The sequence below is a fragment of the Photobacterium sp. BZF1 genome, assembly GCF_014349205.1.
Lineage (GTDB): Bacteria > Pseudomonadota > Gammaproteobacteria > Enterobacterales > Vibrionaceae > Photobacterium.
On sequence record NZ_JACSOF010000155.1, the window covers coordinates 1 to 16,353 of the forward strand.

The window sequence follows — 16,353 nt, forward strand, 5'->3', positions numbered from 1 at the left end:
CCATAAATCACTGGCACTGCCGGGCGCAAGACGACATTGACCCGCCTCAGGTTGCTTTGCAGCAGTGCCAGTGATTTATGGATGGTATCGTTGACATCAACATCCGGCTGGCGCGCATTGTCTGTTCCGCCGAGTTGTTTCACCGAACGGACAATACTGGCAGCGTGTTTGGAAGCGAGCTTCATATCATGCAGATCACGGCCAATATCCCAGTACTGCAGGGCTTCATCAAGGTTTTCCAGCCAATACTGTGGCACCTCGCCATCAGGCACTGCACGGGCAAGTTGCCTAGCCTGATCCCTTTCCAAACCAAGATCTTGCTGCAGTTGCTTGGCACGCTTACGGGCCTGTGCTGACGTTACCGCCTGACCATCACAAATCCCTAAATCGAGGAACGGACTGACTTCAGGTTTGTTCTCTTCCAAGAAACGACAAATCCCTTCCTGCAACCCCTCGGTCTTACTGCTTAAAACACCGACAGCGTTGTTCAGTTCATGGGCAATGCCCGCAGCTAACTGCCCCAAGGTAGTCATCTGCTCAGCCGCATAGAGCTTTTGCAGGGCCTTTTCCTTCTCAATAGCCTGGAGCCCTGTCATCATCTGGCGCTGGGCCAACTCGTGGACCATGACGGGCATAAACTGCTCCGCCAAGGAACCATAAGTTTCCGGCTCAACGGCTTGGGTCTTGAGATCAATCCAAGCAATTTCGCTGTCTTTCTCGGCCACCACCGTGGTCGAAGCCATCAAGGTTTGGGCAAAGAAACTGTGGACACCGAAGAACATACCCTGCTCGACCCTGAAAACTTTGGCCGTAACATCCGCTTCGTTCTTGAGGTAGCCAGACAATTCGCCTTTCTTCACCCAATACAACTTGTCGTTATAACCATCCTGTATCAATACCTGTGTCCCCGCCTTCACCGCTTCGGTTCTGGCCGGGTCACGAAAGTAAACATCGATGATCCGCTGCATGGCTTTTGGTTGATGCATGGCGACTCTCTTAGATATGGTCAATCAGGTGTAACAGCCAGATCATGGCAAAGCTAAGCACCACACCGACAACCCCGATGATCACCCCAACCCGTGCCATCTGGTTACTTTGGACATGGCCAGTAGCATGGGCCAGTGCGTTCGGTGGCGTACTGATTGGCAGTGACATACCCAGCGAAGCCGCAAAGGTTACGACGAGGATCAGGGTAATCTCACCACCTAGCGGTACTAGCGACACCATGGATGTACCTAGCGCTGCCATAATTGGCATCAGCAAGTTAGCGGTCGCGGTATGGGACATGAAGTTTGCCATCACCAAACATAGCAATGCCGAACCGCCCAATACGACATAAGGTGAGAAGCTATCGAACGGGATACTATGCACCATGAGCTTGGCCAGACCGGTCTGATCCAAAGCAAGGCCAAGGGCGATACCACCCGATACCAGCCAAAGCACATCCCACGAGATCTTTTTCAAGTCTTCCTTGTTGATGATGCCGGTCAGCGAGAACACCGCAACAGGGATCAGGGCGACGGTATAAGAGTTCATACCGTGGGAAGAGCCCATCAACCACAGAATAATCGTCAGGGCGAACGTCACATAAACAGTGATCGCCTTTGGCGTCATTAAGAATTTACCCTTGATGGTCAGTTCGATTTTTTCCTGTTTCGCAGGATACAGCGTATTGATCAGTACCCAGGCAAACACCAACAGGACAGCAACAAAAGGTACGCCAAAGAACATCCACTCACCAAAGGTGATCAAGTTATCACCCGTCAGGTACTTCAATGCAATGGCATTGGGCGGTGTACCGATTGGGGTACCAATACCACCTATGTTGGCTGCGACAGGAATACACAATGCAAAAGCAATTTTGCCCGGGTCTTTGGCACCAAACAGAGCAATCACGGGCGCAAGGATAGAGAGCATCATGGCCGTGGTGGCCGTGTTTGACATGAACATCGAGAAGATAGCGGTGATCAGCATCAGCCCGAACATGACATATTTCGGTTGTGTACCGAATGGCTTAAGCAATACCCGCGCCAAGTTAACGTCTAAACGGTACTTGGTTGCCGCCATCGCCAGGAAGAACCCCCCGAGGAACAGCATGATAATCGGGCTGGCAAAGGTAGCCATAATATCGCTGTAGTTGAGTAACTCACCGAAATGAGGCTGGCCTTCTGCCCCACGGAACAGGTACAGCCCTTTATCAGAGAGTAGCATTAGCTCCAACACGATAATGACCACCGAGGTAGCATAAATCGGTATCGGCTCCAGCACCCAGCACAAGGCAGCTAACAAGAAGATAGCAATAACACGTTGCTGAACAACCGTTAAACCTTCTACAGGAAACGCTGATGCAGGCAGCATCAGAATGATGAGAGGAATGAGAACGGGTATGATGACCCTTAGATATTGACGCATGTTTACATTATTCCCTTAAAACACAAAATCCTGTGTGTCTATTACTGCAGATAACAACTTTTCATCAATGAAAAACACGCAGTAATAGCAGCACCGGTAGCGCTTTTGGCTACCGGTAAAAATCCAGATTGGGTGATTGTGCGTCTATAGGTAGGAAATTTCACCGGAGCAGATCAATAAACCAGTGAAATGTAACTCTTTTTGATAATTGACTTACGAAAAGGCCAGGTTTAAGTCTTCGCATCTGTTGCTAATGTCTCATCGATAACATCTTCATGTCCCATATAAGTCCGTGAAGAACAAAATGGCGTAAGTGGCACACTGGGCTCGAGGATCTCTGGTTCTTCCGCTTTCTGCTCCTGCTCCATGGCCATTTTTCGGACCTGATTGACCACTAGCATACCGCTGAAGATACCAAAGGCAATGGTGCCTACAGCTTGCCCTATCAGTACCCCTTCTGCCCCGCCGAGTTTTCCCCCGAGCCAAACAAATGGAATGGTACCTAGGGTCGCTTTCCCCATATTTAGTGCTGTCGACCATGTCGGACGATTGAGGTTATTGAAGGCTGCATTGGCAACAAACATGGCCCCGTTAAAGATAAAGGTAATCGCAATTATCGTACAGAACACCGAGACAAGGCTCGCAGCATCCTGCTCTAGGCTAAATATCGCAATCAGCCAGTCCTGCCCCCACCAAAGCAGAACAGATACCACCACACAGTAGGCTGTAACGAACATCAACGCATCTGATAATGAGCGCAGAATACGATCCCAACGGCCCGCGCCAAAGTTCTGGCCAATGATCGGGCCAATTGCCCCAGATAGCGAAAACACCAAGGCAAAGCACACCGGCATAATTCGACCTATGACGGCATAGCCTGCCACGTAACTCTCACCAAACTGGGCAATATGGCTAGTCACAATCGCATTGCCGATTGGGGTCGCGGTATTGGTTAGAATCGCAGGAAACGCAATGGCAGAGATGGGTAGCAATGAAGACAGAAAAGAACCGATTTGGGGCTGGGCAACCAGATTATGATGAACAATGACCGCATGGATTGAGAACACCATAACAGCTACTCGGGCAAAAACGGAGGCAGTTGCCGCACCCTCAACCCCCATAGAGAAGCCGAAAATAAACAAAGGATCGAGCACCGCATTCACCGCCCCTCCGATAATAGTGGCATACATCGAACGGCGTGCATCGCCTATCCCCCTAAGCGCAGCGCCTGCTGCCATAGAGACAGCCACCACTGGCGCGCTTGGCATCAATATTGTCAGGTAATCTGTCGCAGCTTCAGCTACCCTGCCCTTTGCCCCAATCATTGCCAATAGTGACTGCAAATTATCAAGTACAAGGGAAACCAGCGCCGCACTGAAAATAACGGCGAAGATCATGACATTTACCGTCACAGTTCGCGCCTGTTCGCGTTTATTGGCACCCAGTGCCCGGGAAACCAAAGCCCCCGTCGCAATAGAAGTACCGATAGAAGCCGAAGTAGTGAAGAAAACCAAGGTGCCCGCAAAGCCGATTGCAGCCGCTAGTTCAATTTCACCCAGCAAACTGATGAAGAACATATCAAGCAAGTCAACCAGGAACAGCGCCATCAAGCCAACCGCACCGGTACCTGACATCACGACGATATGCTTCATCGTTGAACCGGTGACAAACTTGGCGTCTTTGTCTGCTATTGGCTGTGCTTTGTTATTTTCTTCGGAAGATTGGGACGGCTTCGGCACTGGCTCTCCTTGCTAGCATTAACAAACACTCAGGGTATTATGAAATACAAGAAAGGCGCCCACAGCGCCTTTTCTATGTCGATGACAACGTCTTTGAATTAAACCGGGTGCTTGAAGCAGTCACCAATTTGGTTACTGATCGCTGTTAACACATCACGGCGGGTGATAACCCCAACCAGCTGACCGTATTCTACCACAGGGTAAATTTTAGGTTTTTGCCCCGCCATGGTATCGGCCAATTCAATAATCGAATCTTCAGGAGAAACCGTCAATACATCCGCACGCATGCACTCTTCAACAGTATGTGTATCATGGCAGTGATAGCCCACTTTCAGCAATTTGTGGATCATATCCTGTTCAGACAAAAAACCGACAACTTTACGCGTCTCATCGACCACTGGGCCACCGATTTGTTTGGCGGAAAGTAGCTTATCCAGCGCCTTAGAAAGAGACATCTTAGGTTCGAATGTCACCGGACGAACATTCATATAATCCTTGACCTTCAACGACTCCATAAATCCCCCTAATCATACTTGCCAGAACCATCGACCACTCTGCTGACAGCCCTTAGCGCTAACTTTTCAGATTGGCCCTCCTCGTCCAAGGAGCACCTCCTTTTGATCTAAGTGTCGTCTATTTCCTTGAAATTACTAAATTGAAATAGATGATTTTCTTGATAGGTGCTGCCTATCATGGCATCCCACCAAGTTTTTTTGCTGGCTGCGAGCAATGGAAGATAAAAAAAACCGCTGAGAACTTCAGCGGTTTTATTGGTGTAAAAAGATAAGTAAGGGCTTACATGAAGAGCATAAATAGCATGGCAAAAGGCAGTTGATCACCGTTCGACAGGATCACCTTGTCACCTTCTATCTGCATATCGAGCAGGTAGTGGGTCTCATTCCTTTCAACAATCGCGCTCTGCTCTAACATGTCGACACGCTCACTAAGCAGCGGATCCGCTTCGACCAAATCAACAGGTAGGCTAAGGTGAATATCGCCGCCCAAATTCTGGGCAATTTGACCAATGTTCTGAGAGATATTGCTGATCCCTGGGGCTATCGCCATATTCAAACGGCTAGTTACCTGCCCTTCCGGCGCCAAGACACTTAAATCATTTACCGAGAAAGCCAGCCCTTTAGCTACCAATGCATCCAAAGCATCTGAAACTTCCTTTGCTTGCTGTTCGGTCAGCGGTTCTTCGAGATCATCTGTCATATCTCCCAGTCGGCTCAACGATGGGTAATCAAGATCGGAAAAGGCCATCTGGAAATTAAAGTTGCTGTACTCGCTGCCATCAAGCATCACCAGCTTACCCACTTTGACATGGTTAGAGTTAGCCAGTTGCTGCTCCGGTTTATCCTCGCCTTCAGCGGCCTCTGGCTGAGTCAGAATGTTCTCCATGCCAACGGCGACACCGGATAAATCCAAGCTCTGTTCGGAGTTGAGATCTTTGAAGCTGACAGCCTCAAGCGTCAGGGACTGATCACCAATCCAGAACTGCCCGTCCAGGTATCCCTTACCACCACCTTTCAGGCCTGTTAGCACCATCTCTTCTTGTGCTGTTGTAGTCAGGTTGGCTGCAGGCAACTGGTACTGAAACTCACCGGCTCCTTTCGCGTTGACCGTACCCTGCATAACAAATGGGGAAACAGCAATCTTGTTGCCGTTCACTTCTGTTGCATCAATAGGGTTGATCTGGAAGGTAAAGTCCGTCTTACGGGTCAGAGCGGTGCTGGTTGTGAAAGTAACAGGCGCAACATTTTCACCCCAAAGTGCATTAGCCATCGGCTTCAGCTCATCATCCACCAGCAGTTCACTGGTTGAAGATACCCCCATAAATCCGTGGCTAACATGATGCTTTACGAACCAAACAGTCGGTAAGCCTTCATCTTCAAAAAGAAACTTCAGCTCATCCTTTAGCTCAATTTTGGATACTGCCTCTGAGTTAAGGTATCCGCGCTGATACGAATCGTTGGACACAGCAAGGTAAGGGTTTTCATATTGGCCCAATGTATCAAGATAAATGCGCTCGCCAATTTGCCCCGTGGCGAACGGCCAACACAGCGCCACTGCCACAGCACCACCAACGGCACCGATTTTTCCTAGCATTATTTTTAGGTCCCAGATCTGAAGATGAAAAACTCAGTCTATCATAGCTTGCTGAACAATGAATTTATCAATCTGCATTGATTTCTTAGGAAATTTTGATACCTATCGCGCAAACAGGCTCGAAATCACACCTTCGGCAAAGGGGAAAATTATTCTCACGCGATTGCTAGTTGGCTCTCAGTCCAGACTGCTGATTTCTTATACACTTAAATTCAAAGTATCTAAATATAACAGTTACATAGCAATATTTTGACGTGAAGGGTGTGATGGTGAATAGTTTTGCGATTGTCTGTCTGGACGACGATCCTCTGGTCGTAGAAAAGCTTAATCAGGATTTGGCTGATTTTGCCGATCTTTTTGATATCTATAATGCCTATAGCATTACGGAAGCCAATGAGATCCTTGAAGACATTGCGACCAATAACCAGCGTGTCGCAATGGTTATCTGTGACAATGAGCTTGGCGAAGACAAAGGCGTTAACTTTTTAGTTTCCCTCGAAAAGTACCCGGCTAGCAAACAAGCCCGCTCAGTCCTGCTCAATGATATGCCCCAGCTCGATGCCATTATGCAAGCGGTGAACGAAGGCCGGCTGCACTACTGCCTTACCAAGCCGTGGAACTCGCAAGAGCTTAAACAAGTCCTGCTCAAAGAGCTGACCCATTTTGTATTGAAGCACCCTGATGAAGACTGGCTCAAATACAGCCAATTGCTTGATCACCGCCGGATCCTCAATGCCCACATCGAACGCCAAATGTCACGTTTTCGTTCTGGGTTTATCCAGCATAGCCATACCCTAGACGACACTAGCCTAGCCAACCAAGTTATCGATGCGCTACACGAGTTCTTTGCCAGCAACGACGAAACCCGTGCCTGCCGTAGTTACAGTGCCAACCACATCCTGACCCAGGAAGGTGAGCCGAATAATTTCCTCTGGTTCATCACCAGCGGTGAGGTCGCGTTATACAAAAAAGATGAGCACGGTTGCCGTCATGAGGTCGTAAGGGCAGGTCCGGGCCACCTTGTTGGCGGCATGTCATTCATTTCAGGCGAGAGCTCCTTCTCGACCGGAGTCACCCTTTGCGGCACGGATGTCATCAAGCTCGACCGCGAGCTATTTAACAAAGTCATGAACTCGCGCAGCGAGTTGCTGCCATTGTTCACCAATCTGCTGCTACGTAACTTCAACCGTCGCCTAAAAGGCAGTATTCAAACCGAGCTGCGCTTGCAGCAAACCCTGAAATCCCTCGATGAGGCCTACCATCAACTGGTCGAAAAAGAAAAGATGGCCATGTTGGGCCAACTGGTGGCAGGCGTCGCACACGAACTCAATAATCCCGTTTCTGCCATTCTTCGAGGCAGTGATACACTCAAACAGACCATTGGCACCATCACCAACACCACGCTTAGCCATGAAAACCAAGACCGTGGTAATGACATTATGCAGCAGGCTATGCAATCAAGGCCGCTGTCCACATCAGAGGCCCGTCAACGTGCCAAACAACTGACTGGCACACTCGGCGACAAGCAACTGGCCCGCAAGGTCGTTCAAATGGGCATAGATGACGAGCGCCACCTAGAACAATGGCTGTTGCCGCAGAAAAACCAATTACCTCAAGTTCTATCTGAATGGGAAAATTACTACCAGATGGGCAACTTCCTGCGCTCAATCAATGTCTGTGCCCAGCGCATTGCCGATCTGGTCAAAAGCTTGAAAAGCTATGCGCGGCAAGATGACGAATCCATCCATTTTGTTGACATTCATGAAGGGTTGGAAGACACCTTAGTGATCTTCGAGAACAAATTAAAGCGGCACCATGTGGTCAAAGAATACAGCCCACTACCGCCTGTTTACTGCCAGCCCATCGCTTTACAGCAGGTGTGGACTAACCTGATTTCCAACGCCCTTGATGCCGTCGAGGAGCCAGGTGAAATCAAAGTAGTCACCCGACAAATCAATGGTGAGCAAAGCGGCCAGCAAGCGATTGAAGTCACCGTCGAAGACAATGGCAAAGGGATACCGAAAGAGCAGCAAGAGAAAGTATTCGAACTGAATTTCACCACCAAGCGAGAAGGCAACTTCGGGCTGGGTATAGGGTTATCTGTCTGCCAGCAGATCATCCACCAACACAATGGCAGCATCAGGGTTGAATCCGAACCTGGATTATTTACCAAAATGATAGTGACTTTGCCTTTAGTCGAGGCAGTTAAGGAGAGCCTATGAACAAATATCTGATCCTTTGCGTTGATGATGAGCGTGAAGTCCTTGATAGCGTCATCAATGATCTGCGTGCACTGGAAGAATATTTTGCGATTGAAGCCGCTGAATCGGTGGATGAGGCAAAAGAAGTGCTTGCCGATACCATTGCTGATCATATTCCACTGGCACTGATTTTGTGTGACCACATTATGCCAGGTGAAACAGGCATCGATTTCCTTATCGAGCTTAAACACCAAGAAGAGTCTAGCAATGCGCGTAAGGTATTGCTGACCGGCCAGGCTGGCCTCGAGGAAACCGTTCAGGCCGTCAACAACGCCAGTTTGGATTACTATATCGCCAAACCATGGAATGGGGACCAACTCAAACAGATCGTCATCGATCAACTGACAACTTATGTGATCGATAATGAATCAGAAGCGGAGTTACTTGCTTGGATGCAGATCCTTGATACCAACAGGATCATGGAGGCACTCAGCCACCGCCGCTTATCACTGTCGGATATATAACCCTACAAATTTAATTGTCATACAAACCTTTTCGGGATAGGGCTAAAAGTGTTATCTTGGTCACAAAACAATAAGATCAATTACACTACTCCAAGGCTTCTGCCGAGGAACAGTCAACCCGGAAAGGTGATCCATGAAAGTTGCAGTCTTCAGCACCAAAAAGTATGACCAGAACTCATTCGAGCTGATTAATCAACACTACAACCATCAGCTCGACTTTTACGATTTCCGCTTAACACTTCAAACCGTCAAAATCGTTCAGGGCTATGATGCCGTTTGTGCTTTCGTCAATGACGATTTAAGCCGCCCAGTGTTAAAAGCACTGGCAGAAAACCAAGTAAAACTGATTGCAATGCGCTGTGCCGGCTACGACAAAGTCGATATTGAAGCAGCTAAATCGCTTGGTATTCAGGTTGTCCGCGTACCCGCCTATTCTCCAGAAGCTATTGCTGAGCATACCCTTGGCCTGATGCTCAGCCTTAACCGCCGTATCCACCGTGCCTACCAACGAACCCGGGACGCAAATTTCTCCCTAGAAGGCCTAACTGGCTTCAACTTCCATGGCAAAACAGTGGGGGTTATTGGTACAGGAAAAATCGGCATAGCAACCATCCGTATCCTCAAAGGGCTTGGCATGAACATTCTTGCTTACGACCCGTACGAAAACCCTACGGCAATTGAACTGGGGGTGGAGTACACCGAACTGGATGATATCTATCGACAAGCAGACGTCATTACCTTGCACTGTCCGATGACGGAAGAAAACTACCACATGCTCAATGCCGATGCCTTCGACAAAATGCGTGATGGCGTAATGATCATCAACACCAGTCGCGGTGAACTGCTCAACTCCAAAGATGCTATCGAAGCGCTGAAAAACAGTAAAATTGGCTCTTTGGGCATTGATGTGTACGAGAACGAAAAAGATCTGTTCTTTGAGGATAAATCCAATGATGTGATCAAAGATGATGTTTTCCGCCGTCTATCTGCTTGTCACAACGTATTATTCACCGGTCACCAGGCTTTTCTGACTGAAGAAGCCCTTGGCAATATTGCCGACACCACATTGAACAACATGACACTGTTTGAACACGAGAAACATTCAGGTAATGAATTGATCTAATTCTGAAATATCTGTTTGAACAGCAACTATTTAAGGGCTGGCCATCGCCTGCCCTTCATCTCCTCAGGAAGCCACTTACGCAAAACGATCACAAATTTTTACCAAATTTGTCTACTTTTACGTCAATATCCTTAAAAACAAGACAGCAAAATTCCACAAAACTGCTATGAACACTGGCTTTTGTCCATTAAAATAGTGCAATTAATTTTTAGCCCATTGGACAAATTTGTCATGCGTAAAATTCTAATTGCTTCAGGTCTTGTCCTGGCATCGGTGTCGGCCGCTCAGGCGAATGCTCAACCAACAATGAGCAACTTCAGCTACGACTACGCTGAAGCTCGTATTGGTATCAGCCCGCTGACTTACGGTGCTGGTTTCAGCACATCAATCCACCCTAATGCCCACATTACCGGTAGCGTTGACACTGAATTCGACAGCGACTGGGATGCAGCACTTGGTGTAGGTTTCCACGCACCAGTAAACAACTGGGCTGACATTACTGGTGAGCTTAAGGCTCGTAGCGCAAAAAACAAAGGCGCTCTAAAAAGCTCCAGCGGTAAGTTCGGTGTTGAAGTAAACCTAGGTATTCGCCAGTGGTTGGGTCCACAGCTAGAAGTTGGCGGCACTATTGGTCACCTGAACATTGATGAGTATGAAGAAGTAATCGGCAGCGTATACGGTCGCTTCCACGCAACGGAGCTGTTCTCTGTTGGCGTGACGGGTCGTTTCAACGAGCTATACGGTGATCAGGTTATGCTATCAACTCGATTCAAGTTCTAAATATCGATAGATAGACTAATTAATGATAAACGCCCTGCACCTGCAGGGCGTTTTCTTTTGGTCACAAGCAAAGTGAAAGTGCTACTGTACTTCGCCAAGCCAGTCGATAAATGCCTTTATTCTTGGCGATGTGGCCATCTCCTTGCGGCACACCAGGAAATAATTCTGTGGTGATGGCACCGATAACATAAACGGAGTGACCAGGCGCCCAGTCTGAAGTTGTTCAGCAATAAATGACGCACGCCCTATCGCAACTCCTATTCCACGTTCCGCTGCCTGCAAAGCTAGATCCGCACGGTCAAAGGTACAGCCTGCCTCAGGGAGGACAACACCATTTTGTTGGGCCCAATATTGCCATTCATCATTCTTACCCGCCCGAGCCCAAGGGGCAGCATCATGCAACAACATACAGGACATTAATTTGGCGGGGTTCCCATACAAATCATGCTGCTCTGCATATTCGTGGCTGCATACTGGCACCATGCTTTCATCCATGAGTTTAACGACATGAAGGCCCGTATATTTGCCATTACCAAAGTAGATAGCACAATCGAAAGACTCGGTATGGAAGTCCACCAACTCATTTCTGGTCCGAAGATGAAAGCGCAACGCAGGATACTTTTCCATAAAACTCCCCAACCGAGGTAGTAACCAGCGCTGGGCAAAGGTAGGCGGTACCGATACATTGAGGTCACCGCTCAACTCTAAGGTCCGTAGATCCCGCAGTTCATTGGCTATATCGCCAAAGTTAAGCGCTAGCACCTCCTTCAGGCGCCTGCCTTCATCAGTCAGGGTTAGCTTGCGCGGTTGCCGGATGAACAGTTTTACCCCTAGTGATTCTTCCAGATTCTTTATTTTATGACTGACTGCACTTTGCGTAAGGCAAAGGATCTCTGCCGCACGGGTAAAACTCATTTGATCAGCAGCAATCAGAAAGCAGTGGAGCCCCGAGAGTACCGGCCCCGTCAAACGTGGTAATCGCATATATCTTTGAACAGCATGAACTTATTTTCACATGATATACCCAAAGCCTATGGGATGCCCCCTCTTCCACCACTTTTCATGCGGTAAAAATAAAAAAAGCCGCTGGTAACCAGCCGCTTTTTTAAGATCTGAAAATAATGATACTAACTTATTCAACGTCACGTAATAAGCGTTGTTTTTGGTCGTCTTTCAGTAACGTCCAGTGGCAACCATCGATCGCCCCAGCAAACATCCATAGCAATTTAACATCCAGATCTTTACCTTGGTTTCTACGGACTTTACGGAAAACTTCCACCGCTCCCAAAGACACAAAACTACTCACATCTGGCACACCGGCTTTTTTCACCATACGCTCCAACGTCAGCCTCATGTTAGGTAAATCTCTGATTCTTTTGCTTCTATCTGACATCTTGTAACTTTTCTCAGAGGTAGAAGTCGCGATTGATTCCTTGACCAGTTTTGCACACAACGGCAAATCCTGATGATAGAGGTGGGTAATATCATAATAATTTACGACAGCTGTCGTGCTACGTTTAATATGCCTGAACTTTTCACAGCCTGACAATGTCAACTGCTGGTCGAGATCACCACCACCTCGAAGGAATACTGCTTTATCGGTAATGATAGCGTACATTGCACTGTCAATGAAAATGCCTGTACCTCCGAACATGGAACGCTTTTCAAACGCACCAAATTCGCGCAAATAATTAAATATCTCTTCCCTGAACCCTAGCACAATTAGTCTCCCATTAAACGTTAATGGTCTGTCATTTAGTGGAAACGCTGACCTGAACAGCGTCATTAAAATGACTTTGACACAGCCAGGATATAATCTCCACATATGAAACAAGTAACATTTAAAAGTGAGAATTTAGACATATTACGAACCACAAAATAAGCACATTGTGGCAATTTCGACCTTATTTTAACGAGTGTAAAGTGCGACTGATATCCCCAAAATATCCTGCAACCACTATCTTTATTCATATTACTAGCTTCTACTCTGCGGGTATTCCATTAGGCAATATCATGAATAAAACCGCTCTTTACCCATCAAGTGTTCATCTTCTTCCGGGAGGGAGGGCCTCTTACACCCTTGTCGAAAAACGCCATTTAAGAATGCTGAAAGAGTCACTAGCGACCAACACCCCTTTTGCCATTTGCATGATTAATGAATCAGAGGAAGACAGTGAACTAAAGCAGATCCCGGCGATAGCGACCGAATGCAAGGTAATTAATTTTGATCAGGCTGAAGCAAACCTGTTGTCAGTTGTTGTAGAGGGCACGCAGAAAATTCGGCTACACGGGATCTCTCTCGATGATGACGGTTTAATGCAAGGAGATTCAACCCTCTACCCTAACTGGCATACCGAGAAGCTGCGTGATGGCGATACGGAACTAGCAGAAAAGCTAAAACTATTTTTCCAGTCCATGCCCGAGATTGGCGCCCTATACCCAGACCCACACTGGAATGATATTACCTGGGTTTGCCAGCGCTGGATTGAGTTACTTCCTCTTGAAGTTCACTACAAAAAACTCTTGATCACGCAAGATAATGCTAAGTTAACCACCCGGTTTCTACATAAACTGTTCCATTCGTCTGAAAATTAAGCATACAAACGGTAACTCACAAATTTATGATGTTCGCTCTATCTATCCCGATCCGGTACCGATAGAATAGTCAGGTCTATGTTTTACGTAATACAGAAATGACTCACGTATCTTTTTTTTGGCTAAGACCTGAAAACGACAAGATAATCAAGGGATTGGAGTCAGAGTTTTGCTCTCTAGTTAAATCGGCTGTCGAAAAGGACCGCCTTATCCTCCCCCCTATCCCGTCTGTTCTCAATAAGCTTCAAGCCCTTTGCAACGATGACGAAACCACCGTTAGAGATGTTGCCGACTTACTTATCGACGATCCCGGTATCACAGCCTATATTGTCAAAATATCAAACACCATGATGTTCAATCGGCGTAATGTGGTATGCCATGATATATACACAGCTGTCAGTCGACTGGGCATTTTTCGTGTAAGGGATATCATTACCGCAAAGGCCATTGAAGAGCTTAAGCTGAGGTACCACTTCAGCAAGGAATGTAACGAGCTCCTCAAACAGAGTGCTGTACGATCACGGCAGCTGGCTGCAACAATGGCATTGATCAGCCATGATCTCGCCAATCATGAGGAATTTCCCAAAGAGCTAGAGCCAGAGAAAGCTTTATTAGCCGGACTGTTCGCCGATATTGGCCTATTCAGTTTGATCCATGAATATCAATCCTACCTTGACAGTGGCAACTACCTCGATATTGATATTGCCAAGTATGTCTTCCAACACAGTTGCCAAGAAGCCAGCAAGGTTATCCTCAAGCACTGGGGCTTCGATATCGACTATCTCGAGGTAGCGACTAACCAATCTTTGCGAAACCCATCTGCTGAAGAAGATACCGGTTATCTCGATGTTGCACGTATGGCCCATCACTTGCTCATGTTCAAGAGCAATGATGACGCTATCGATGATCATCATGTCGAGCTTGACCTTGCCGGTGCCGAAGTCATGTATGAACTGACTAATCTCCCTTCCCAAGAATTCAACCAACGCCTCAAAATGGTGATCAGCAACAGCGGGCTATAGGGCCGTATTGGCTTCGGCAGCTGATTATCGCCTCTATGATAAGGCACTTGCATAATTTGGCTGGGAATGGATATTGACCCATTCTCAGTCAAACTGTAAGCTGCTGAAAACAGTGACCTTGATCACTGTGCTATCGACTAGCTGACGCTATGCGGGTTTATGGATAACCCCGTCTGTTGCCCCTCTGACATTAAAAAGGACCAACATGTTCTCAGGCATGCTCTATATTTTCCTGCCATTGATTATCGGCTACCTTATCACAGTCAAAAAGCCTGCTGTTTTGGCCTTTATCAATACCCAAACCAGCCGCTTGGTTTTGGTGATCTTGACCCTAATGGGACTGAGCTTAGCCGGGCTGGACAATATTGGTCAAAACCTCAACCAGATCATCACCTACACCTTAGTGTTCTTTTTGGTCATCAGTGGTTGTAACCTGCTGGCTTTGCCTTTGCTAGATAGGTTAATGCCCACGGAAACCGAACATGGTCACCAGACACTGCCACTGCGCGACATGGTGATGGAATCTATGAAGCTGATCTTTGTGGTAGCCGGAGGACTCATTGTCGGCCTAGCGACAGGCATTGAGCTAGGCTGGGTTGATCAGGCCAGTGAGATCATTTTGCTTTTGTTGCTATTTCTTATCGGGATTCAGCTAAGAAACAGCGGTATGACCCTCAAGCAGATCCTGCTCAATAAAAAAGGCATCATCATCGCGCTGACCATTATTGCGACCTCGTTACCAGGCGGTCTGATAGCGGCATGGGTGCTTGACCTGCCTTACAATCAAGGCCTAGCCATGGCTTCAGGGTTTGGCTGGTATTCATTGGCGGGCATATTGATTGGTGACAGCCTTGGCCCTGTCATGGGCGGCGTCGCCTTCCTCAATGAATTGCTGCGTGAACTCGTCGCCCTTAGCCTCATCCCGATGATGATCAGCCGCTATCCAAGCACAGCTATTGGGTATGCCGGTGCGACAGCAATGGACTTTACCTTACCCGTTATCCAGAACTGCGGCGGTATCCGCTGCGTGCCTATCGCTATCGTCAGCGGCTTTATCCTTAGTTTGCTTGTTCCTGTATTGATGTTGTTCTTTTTGTCGCTTTAAGAGCGGGAGAAGCTGGGGACTTGGTTCTGGGGCCTGGGTAAGAGAGGTAAAGATCCTAGTTCTTAGAAGAGCGGCCCTAGGTTCTGGGTACTTGGCCCTAGGTAAGAGCGGGAGAGTTCCTTGGGCTTTATAGCCTTACCTTGCCTACTTCGTTCATCGTGAAAAAGCGATACTTTGGGTAGTACACCCAATATGTACTTTGTTCTGCTGAATCCTTGGCAAGCTGAAGCGGAATTACTTCTCCTTTGGTATGAACCTCTACATCAAAACGCTCTTTCGGATGTGAATTTGACCCAATAACAAATTTGATATTAGTTAGCCTTTCAGCCATTAAATTCCGATTGAAAGCTGCATCGGAAGAAATACTGTCAATTCCTTCAGCAAGCCGGCTTCGAAGCTCAGCTCGTCCTAGTTGAGGCAAACTCATCATCAAGGCCAGCGCAATAACAAAGTTCATCATCATCACAAGTATGATTTTTGGATTTAAGCGCTTGGCAAAGATCATCATCAGGATAAACCCGATGATTGAAAGCAGCACCCCTATTCCTGAAACAGTAAAAAGAAAATCCAATACACTTAGCAACATGCCAATCCCTATGCGCTAATGCTAGTAACCCCTATCCTGATCTCCAGCATAGACCTCACAGACTCACAGACTCACAGACTCACAGACTCACAGACTCACAGACTCACAGAACCACAGAACCACAGAACCACAGAACCACAGAACCACAGAACCACAG

At 47.5% G+C, this 16,353-nt stretch carries 15 protein-coding genes; 7 read left to right on the top strand and 8 right to left on the bottom strand.

All coding sequences use genetic code 11. The features are described from left to right. The 5 genes from BIZ37_RS25030 to BIZ37_RS25050 form a co-directional block, all read right to left on the bottom strand. Positions 1 to 986 (bottom strand): cyclic nucleotide-binding domain-containing protein (locus BIZ37_RS25030; protein ID WP_187463827.1); only part of this gene is annotated, 986 nt, incomplete at its 3' end. Positions 987 to 996: 10 nt separating this feature from the next. Continuing rightward, the gene (locus tag BIZ37_RS25035; RefSeq protein ID WP_107300122.1) at positions 997 to 2,412 is read right to left on the bottom strand and encodes a DASS family sodium-coupled anion symporter; all 1,416 of its coding nucleotides are present in this window, start codon (positions 2,410 to 2,412) and stop codon (positions 997 to 999) included. A gap of 230 nt (positions 2,413 to 2,642) precedes the next feature. Continuing rightward, positions 2,643 to 4,046: an MATE family efflux transporter gene (locus BIZ37_RS25040; RefSeq protein ID WP_255526896.1), complete on the bottom strand. Its 1,404-nt coding sequence runs from the start codon at positions 4,044 to 4,046 to the stop codon at positions 2,643 to 2,645. A 203-nt stretch (positions 4,047 to 4,249) separates the two neighbouring features. Beyond that, the gene (locus BIZ37_RS25045) at positions 4,250 to 4,666 is read right to left on the bottom strand and encodes a CBS domain-containing protein (RefSeq protein WP_107300123.1); all 417 of its coding nucleotides are present in this window, start codon (positions 4,664 to 4,666) and stop codon (positions 4,250 to 4,252) included. 280 nt (positions 4,667 to 4,946) lie between these two features. Beyond that, complete coding sequence (locus tag BIZ37_RS25050) at positions 4,947 to 6,260, bottom strand: DUF945 family protein (protein WP_187463828.1); 1,314 nt, start codon at positions 6,258 to 6,260, stop codon at positions 4,947 to 4,949. Between the two features lie 269 nt (positions 6,261 to 6,529). On the opposite strand from BIZ37_RS25050, the gene BIZ37_RS25055 reads away from it, so the two are divergent. The 4 genes from BIZ37_RS25055 to BIZ37_RS25070 all read left to right on the top strand — a co-directional run bounded on the left by BIZ37_RS25055 (position 6,530) and on the right by BIZ37_RS25070 (position 10,888). Then, entirely contained in the window at positions 6,530 to 8,482 is a 1,953-nt protein-coding gene (locus BIZ37_RS25055) for an ATP-binding protein (protein ID WP_187463839.1), read from the top strand. Continuing rightward, positions 8,479 to 8,985: a response regulator gene (locus BIZ37_RS25060; protein WP_187463829.1), complete on the top strand. Its 507-nt coding sequence runs from the start codon at positions 8,479 to 8,481 to the stop codon at positions 8,983 to 8,985. The genes BIZ37_RS25055 and BIZ37_RS25060 overlap by 4 nt, the downstream gene beginning before the upstream one ends. A gap of 133 nt (positions 8,986 to 9,118) precedes the next feature. Continuing rightward, complete coding sequence (locus BIZ37_RS25065; protein ID WP_187463830.1) at positions 9,119 to 10,108, top strand: 2-hydroxyacid dehydrogenase; 990 nt, start codon at positions 9,119 to 9,121, stop codon at positions 10,106 to 10,108. 231 nt (positions 10,109 to 10,339) lie between these two features. Next, positions 10,340 to 10,888, top strand: a complete 549-nt coding sequence (locus BIZ37_RS25070; protein ID WP_187463831.1) for a hypothetical protein — start codon at positions 10,340 to 10,342, stop codon at positions 10,886 to 10,888. 81 nt (positions 10,889 to 10,969) lie between these two features. Here BIZ37_RS25070 and dsdC read toward each other — a convergent pair whose 3' ends face one another. Together dsdC and BIZ37_RS25080 are read right to left on the bottom strand one after the other, a co-directional pair. Then, positions 10,970 to 11,872: a DNA-binding transcriptional regulator DsdC gene (gene dsdC, locus BIZ37_RS25075; protein ID WP_187463832.1), complete on the bottom strand. Its 903-nt coding sequence runs from the start codon at positions 11,870 to 11,872 to the stop codon at positions 10,970 to 10,972. A gap of 148 nt (positions 11,873 to 12,020) precedes the next feature. Then, positions 12,021 to 12,608: a TfoX/Sxy family DNA transformation protein gene (locus BIZ37_RS25080; RefSeq protein WP_370577707.1), complete on the bottom strand. Its 588-nt coding sequence runs from the start codon at positions 12,606 to 12,608 to the stop codon at positions 12,021 to 12,023. A 293-nt stretch (positions 12,609 to 12,901) separates the two neighbouring features. Between BIZ37_RS25080 and BIZ37_RS25085 the strand changes: the two genes are divergently transcribed. From BIZ37_RS25085 to BIZ37_RS25095, 3 genes are all read left to right on the top strand, one after another. Continuing rightward, a complete protein-coding gene (locus BIZ37_RS25085; RefSeq protein WP_187463834.1) occupies positions 12,902 to 13,483 on the top strand; it encodes an LON peptidase substrate-binding domain-containing protein in 582 nt (193 codons plus the stop codon). A gap of 98 nt (positions 13,484 to 13,581) precedes the next feature. Continuing rightward, positions 13,582 to 14,505, top strand: coding sequence for an HDOD domain-containing protein (locus BIZ37_RS25090; protein ID WP_187463835.1), 924 nt, complete (start codon positions 13,582 to 13,584; stop codon positions 14,503 to 14,505). A 205-nt stretch (positions 14,506 to 14,710) separates the two neighbouring features. Then, a complete protein-coding gene (locus BIZ37_RS25095) occupies positions 14,711 to 15,610 on the top strand; it encodes a lysine exporter LysO family protein (protein WP_187463836.1) in 900 nt (299 codons plus the stop codon). Between the two features lie 127 nt (positions 15,611 to 15,737). Here the strand turns inward: BIZ37_RS25095 and BIZ37_RS25100 are convergent, their stop codons facing one another. Further along, positions 15,738 to 16,196 (bottom strand): hypothetical protein, encoded by a 459-nt coding sequence (locus tag BIZ37_RS25100; RefSeq protein WP_187463837.1) that lies wholly within the window; start codon positions 16,194 to 16,196, stop codon positions 15,738 to 15,740. Positions 16,197 to 16,353 lie beyond the last annotated feature (157 nt).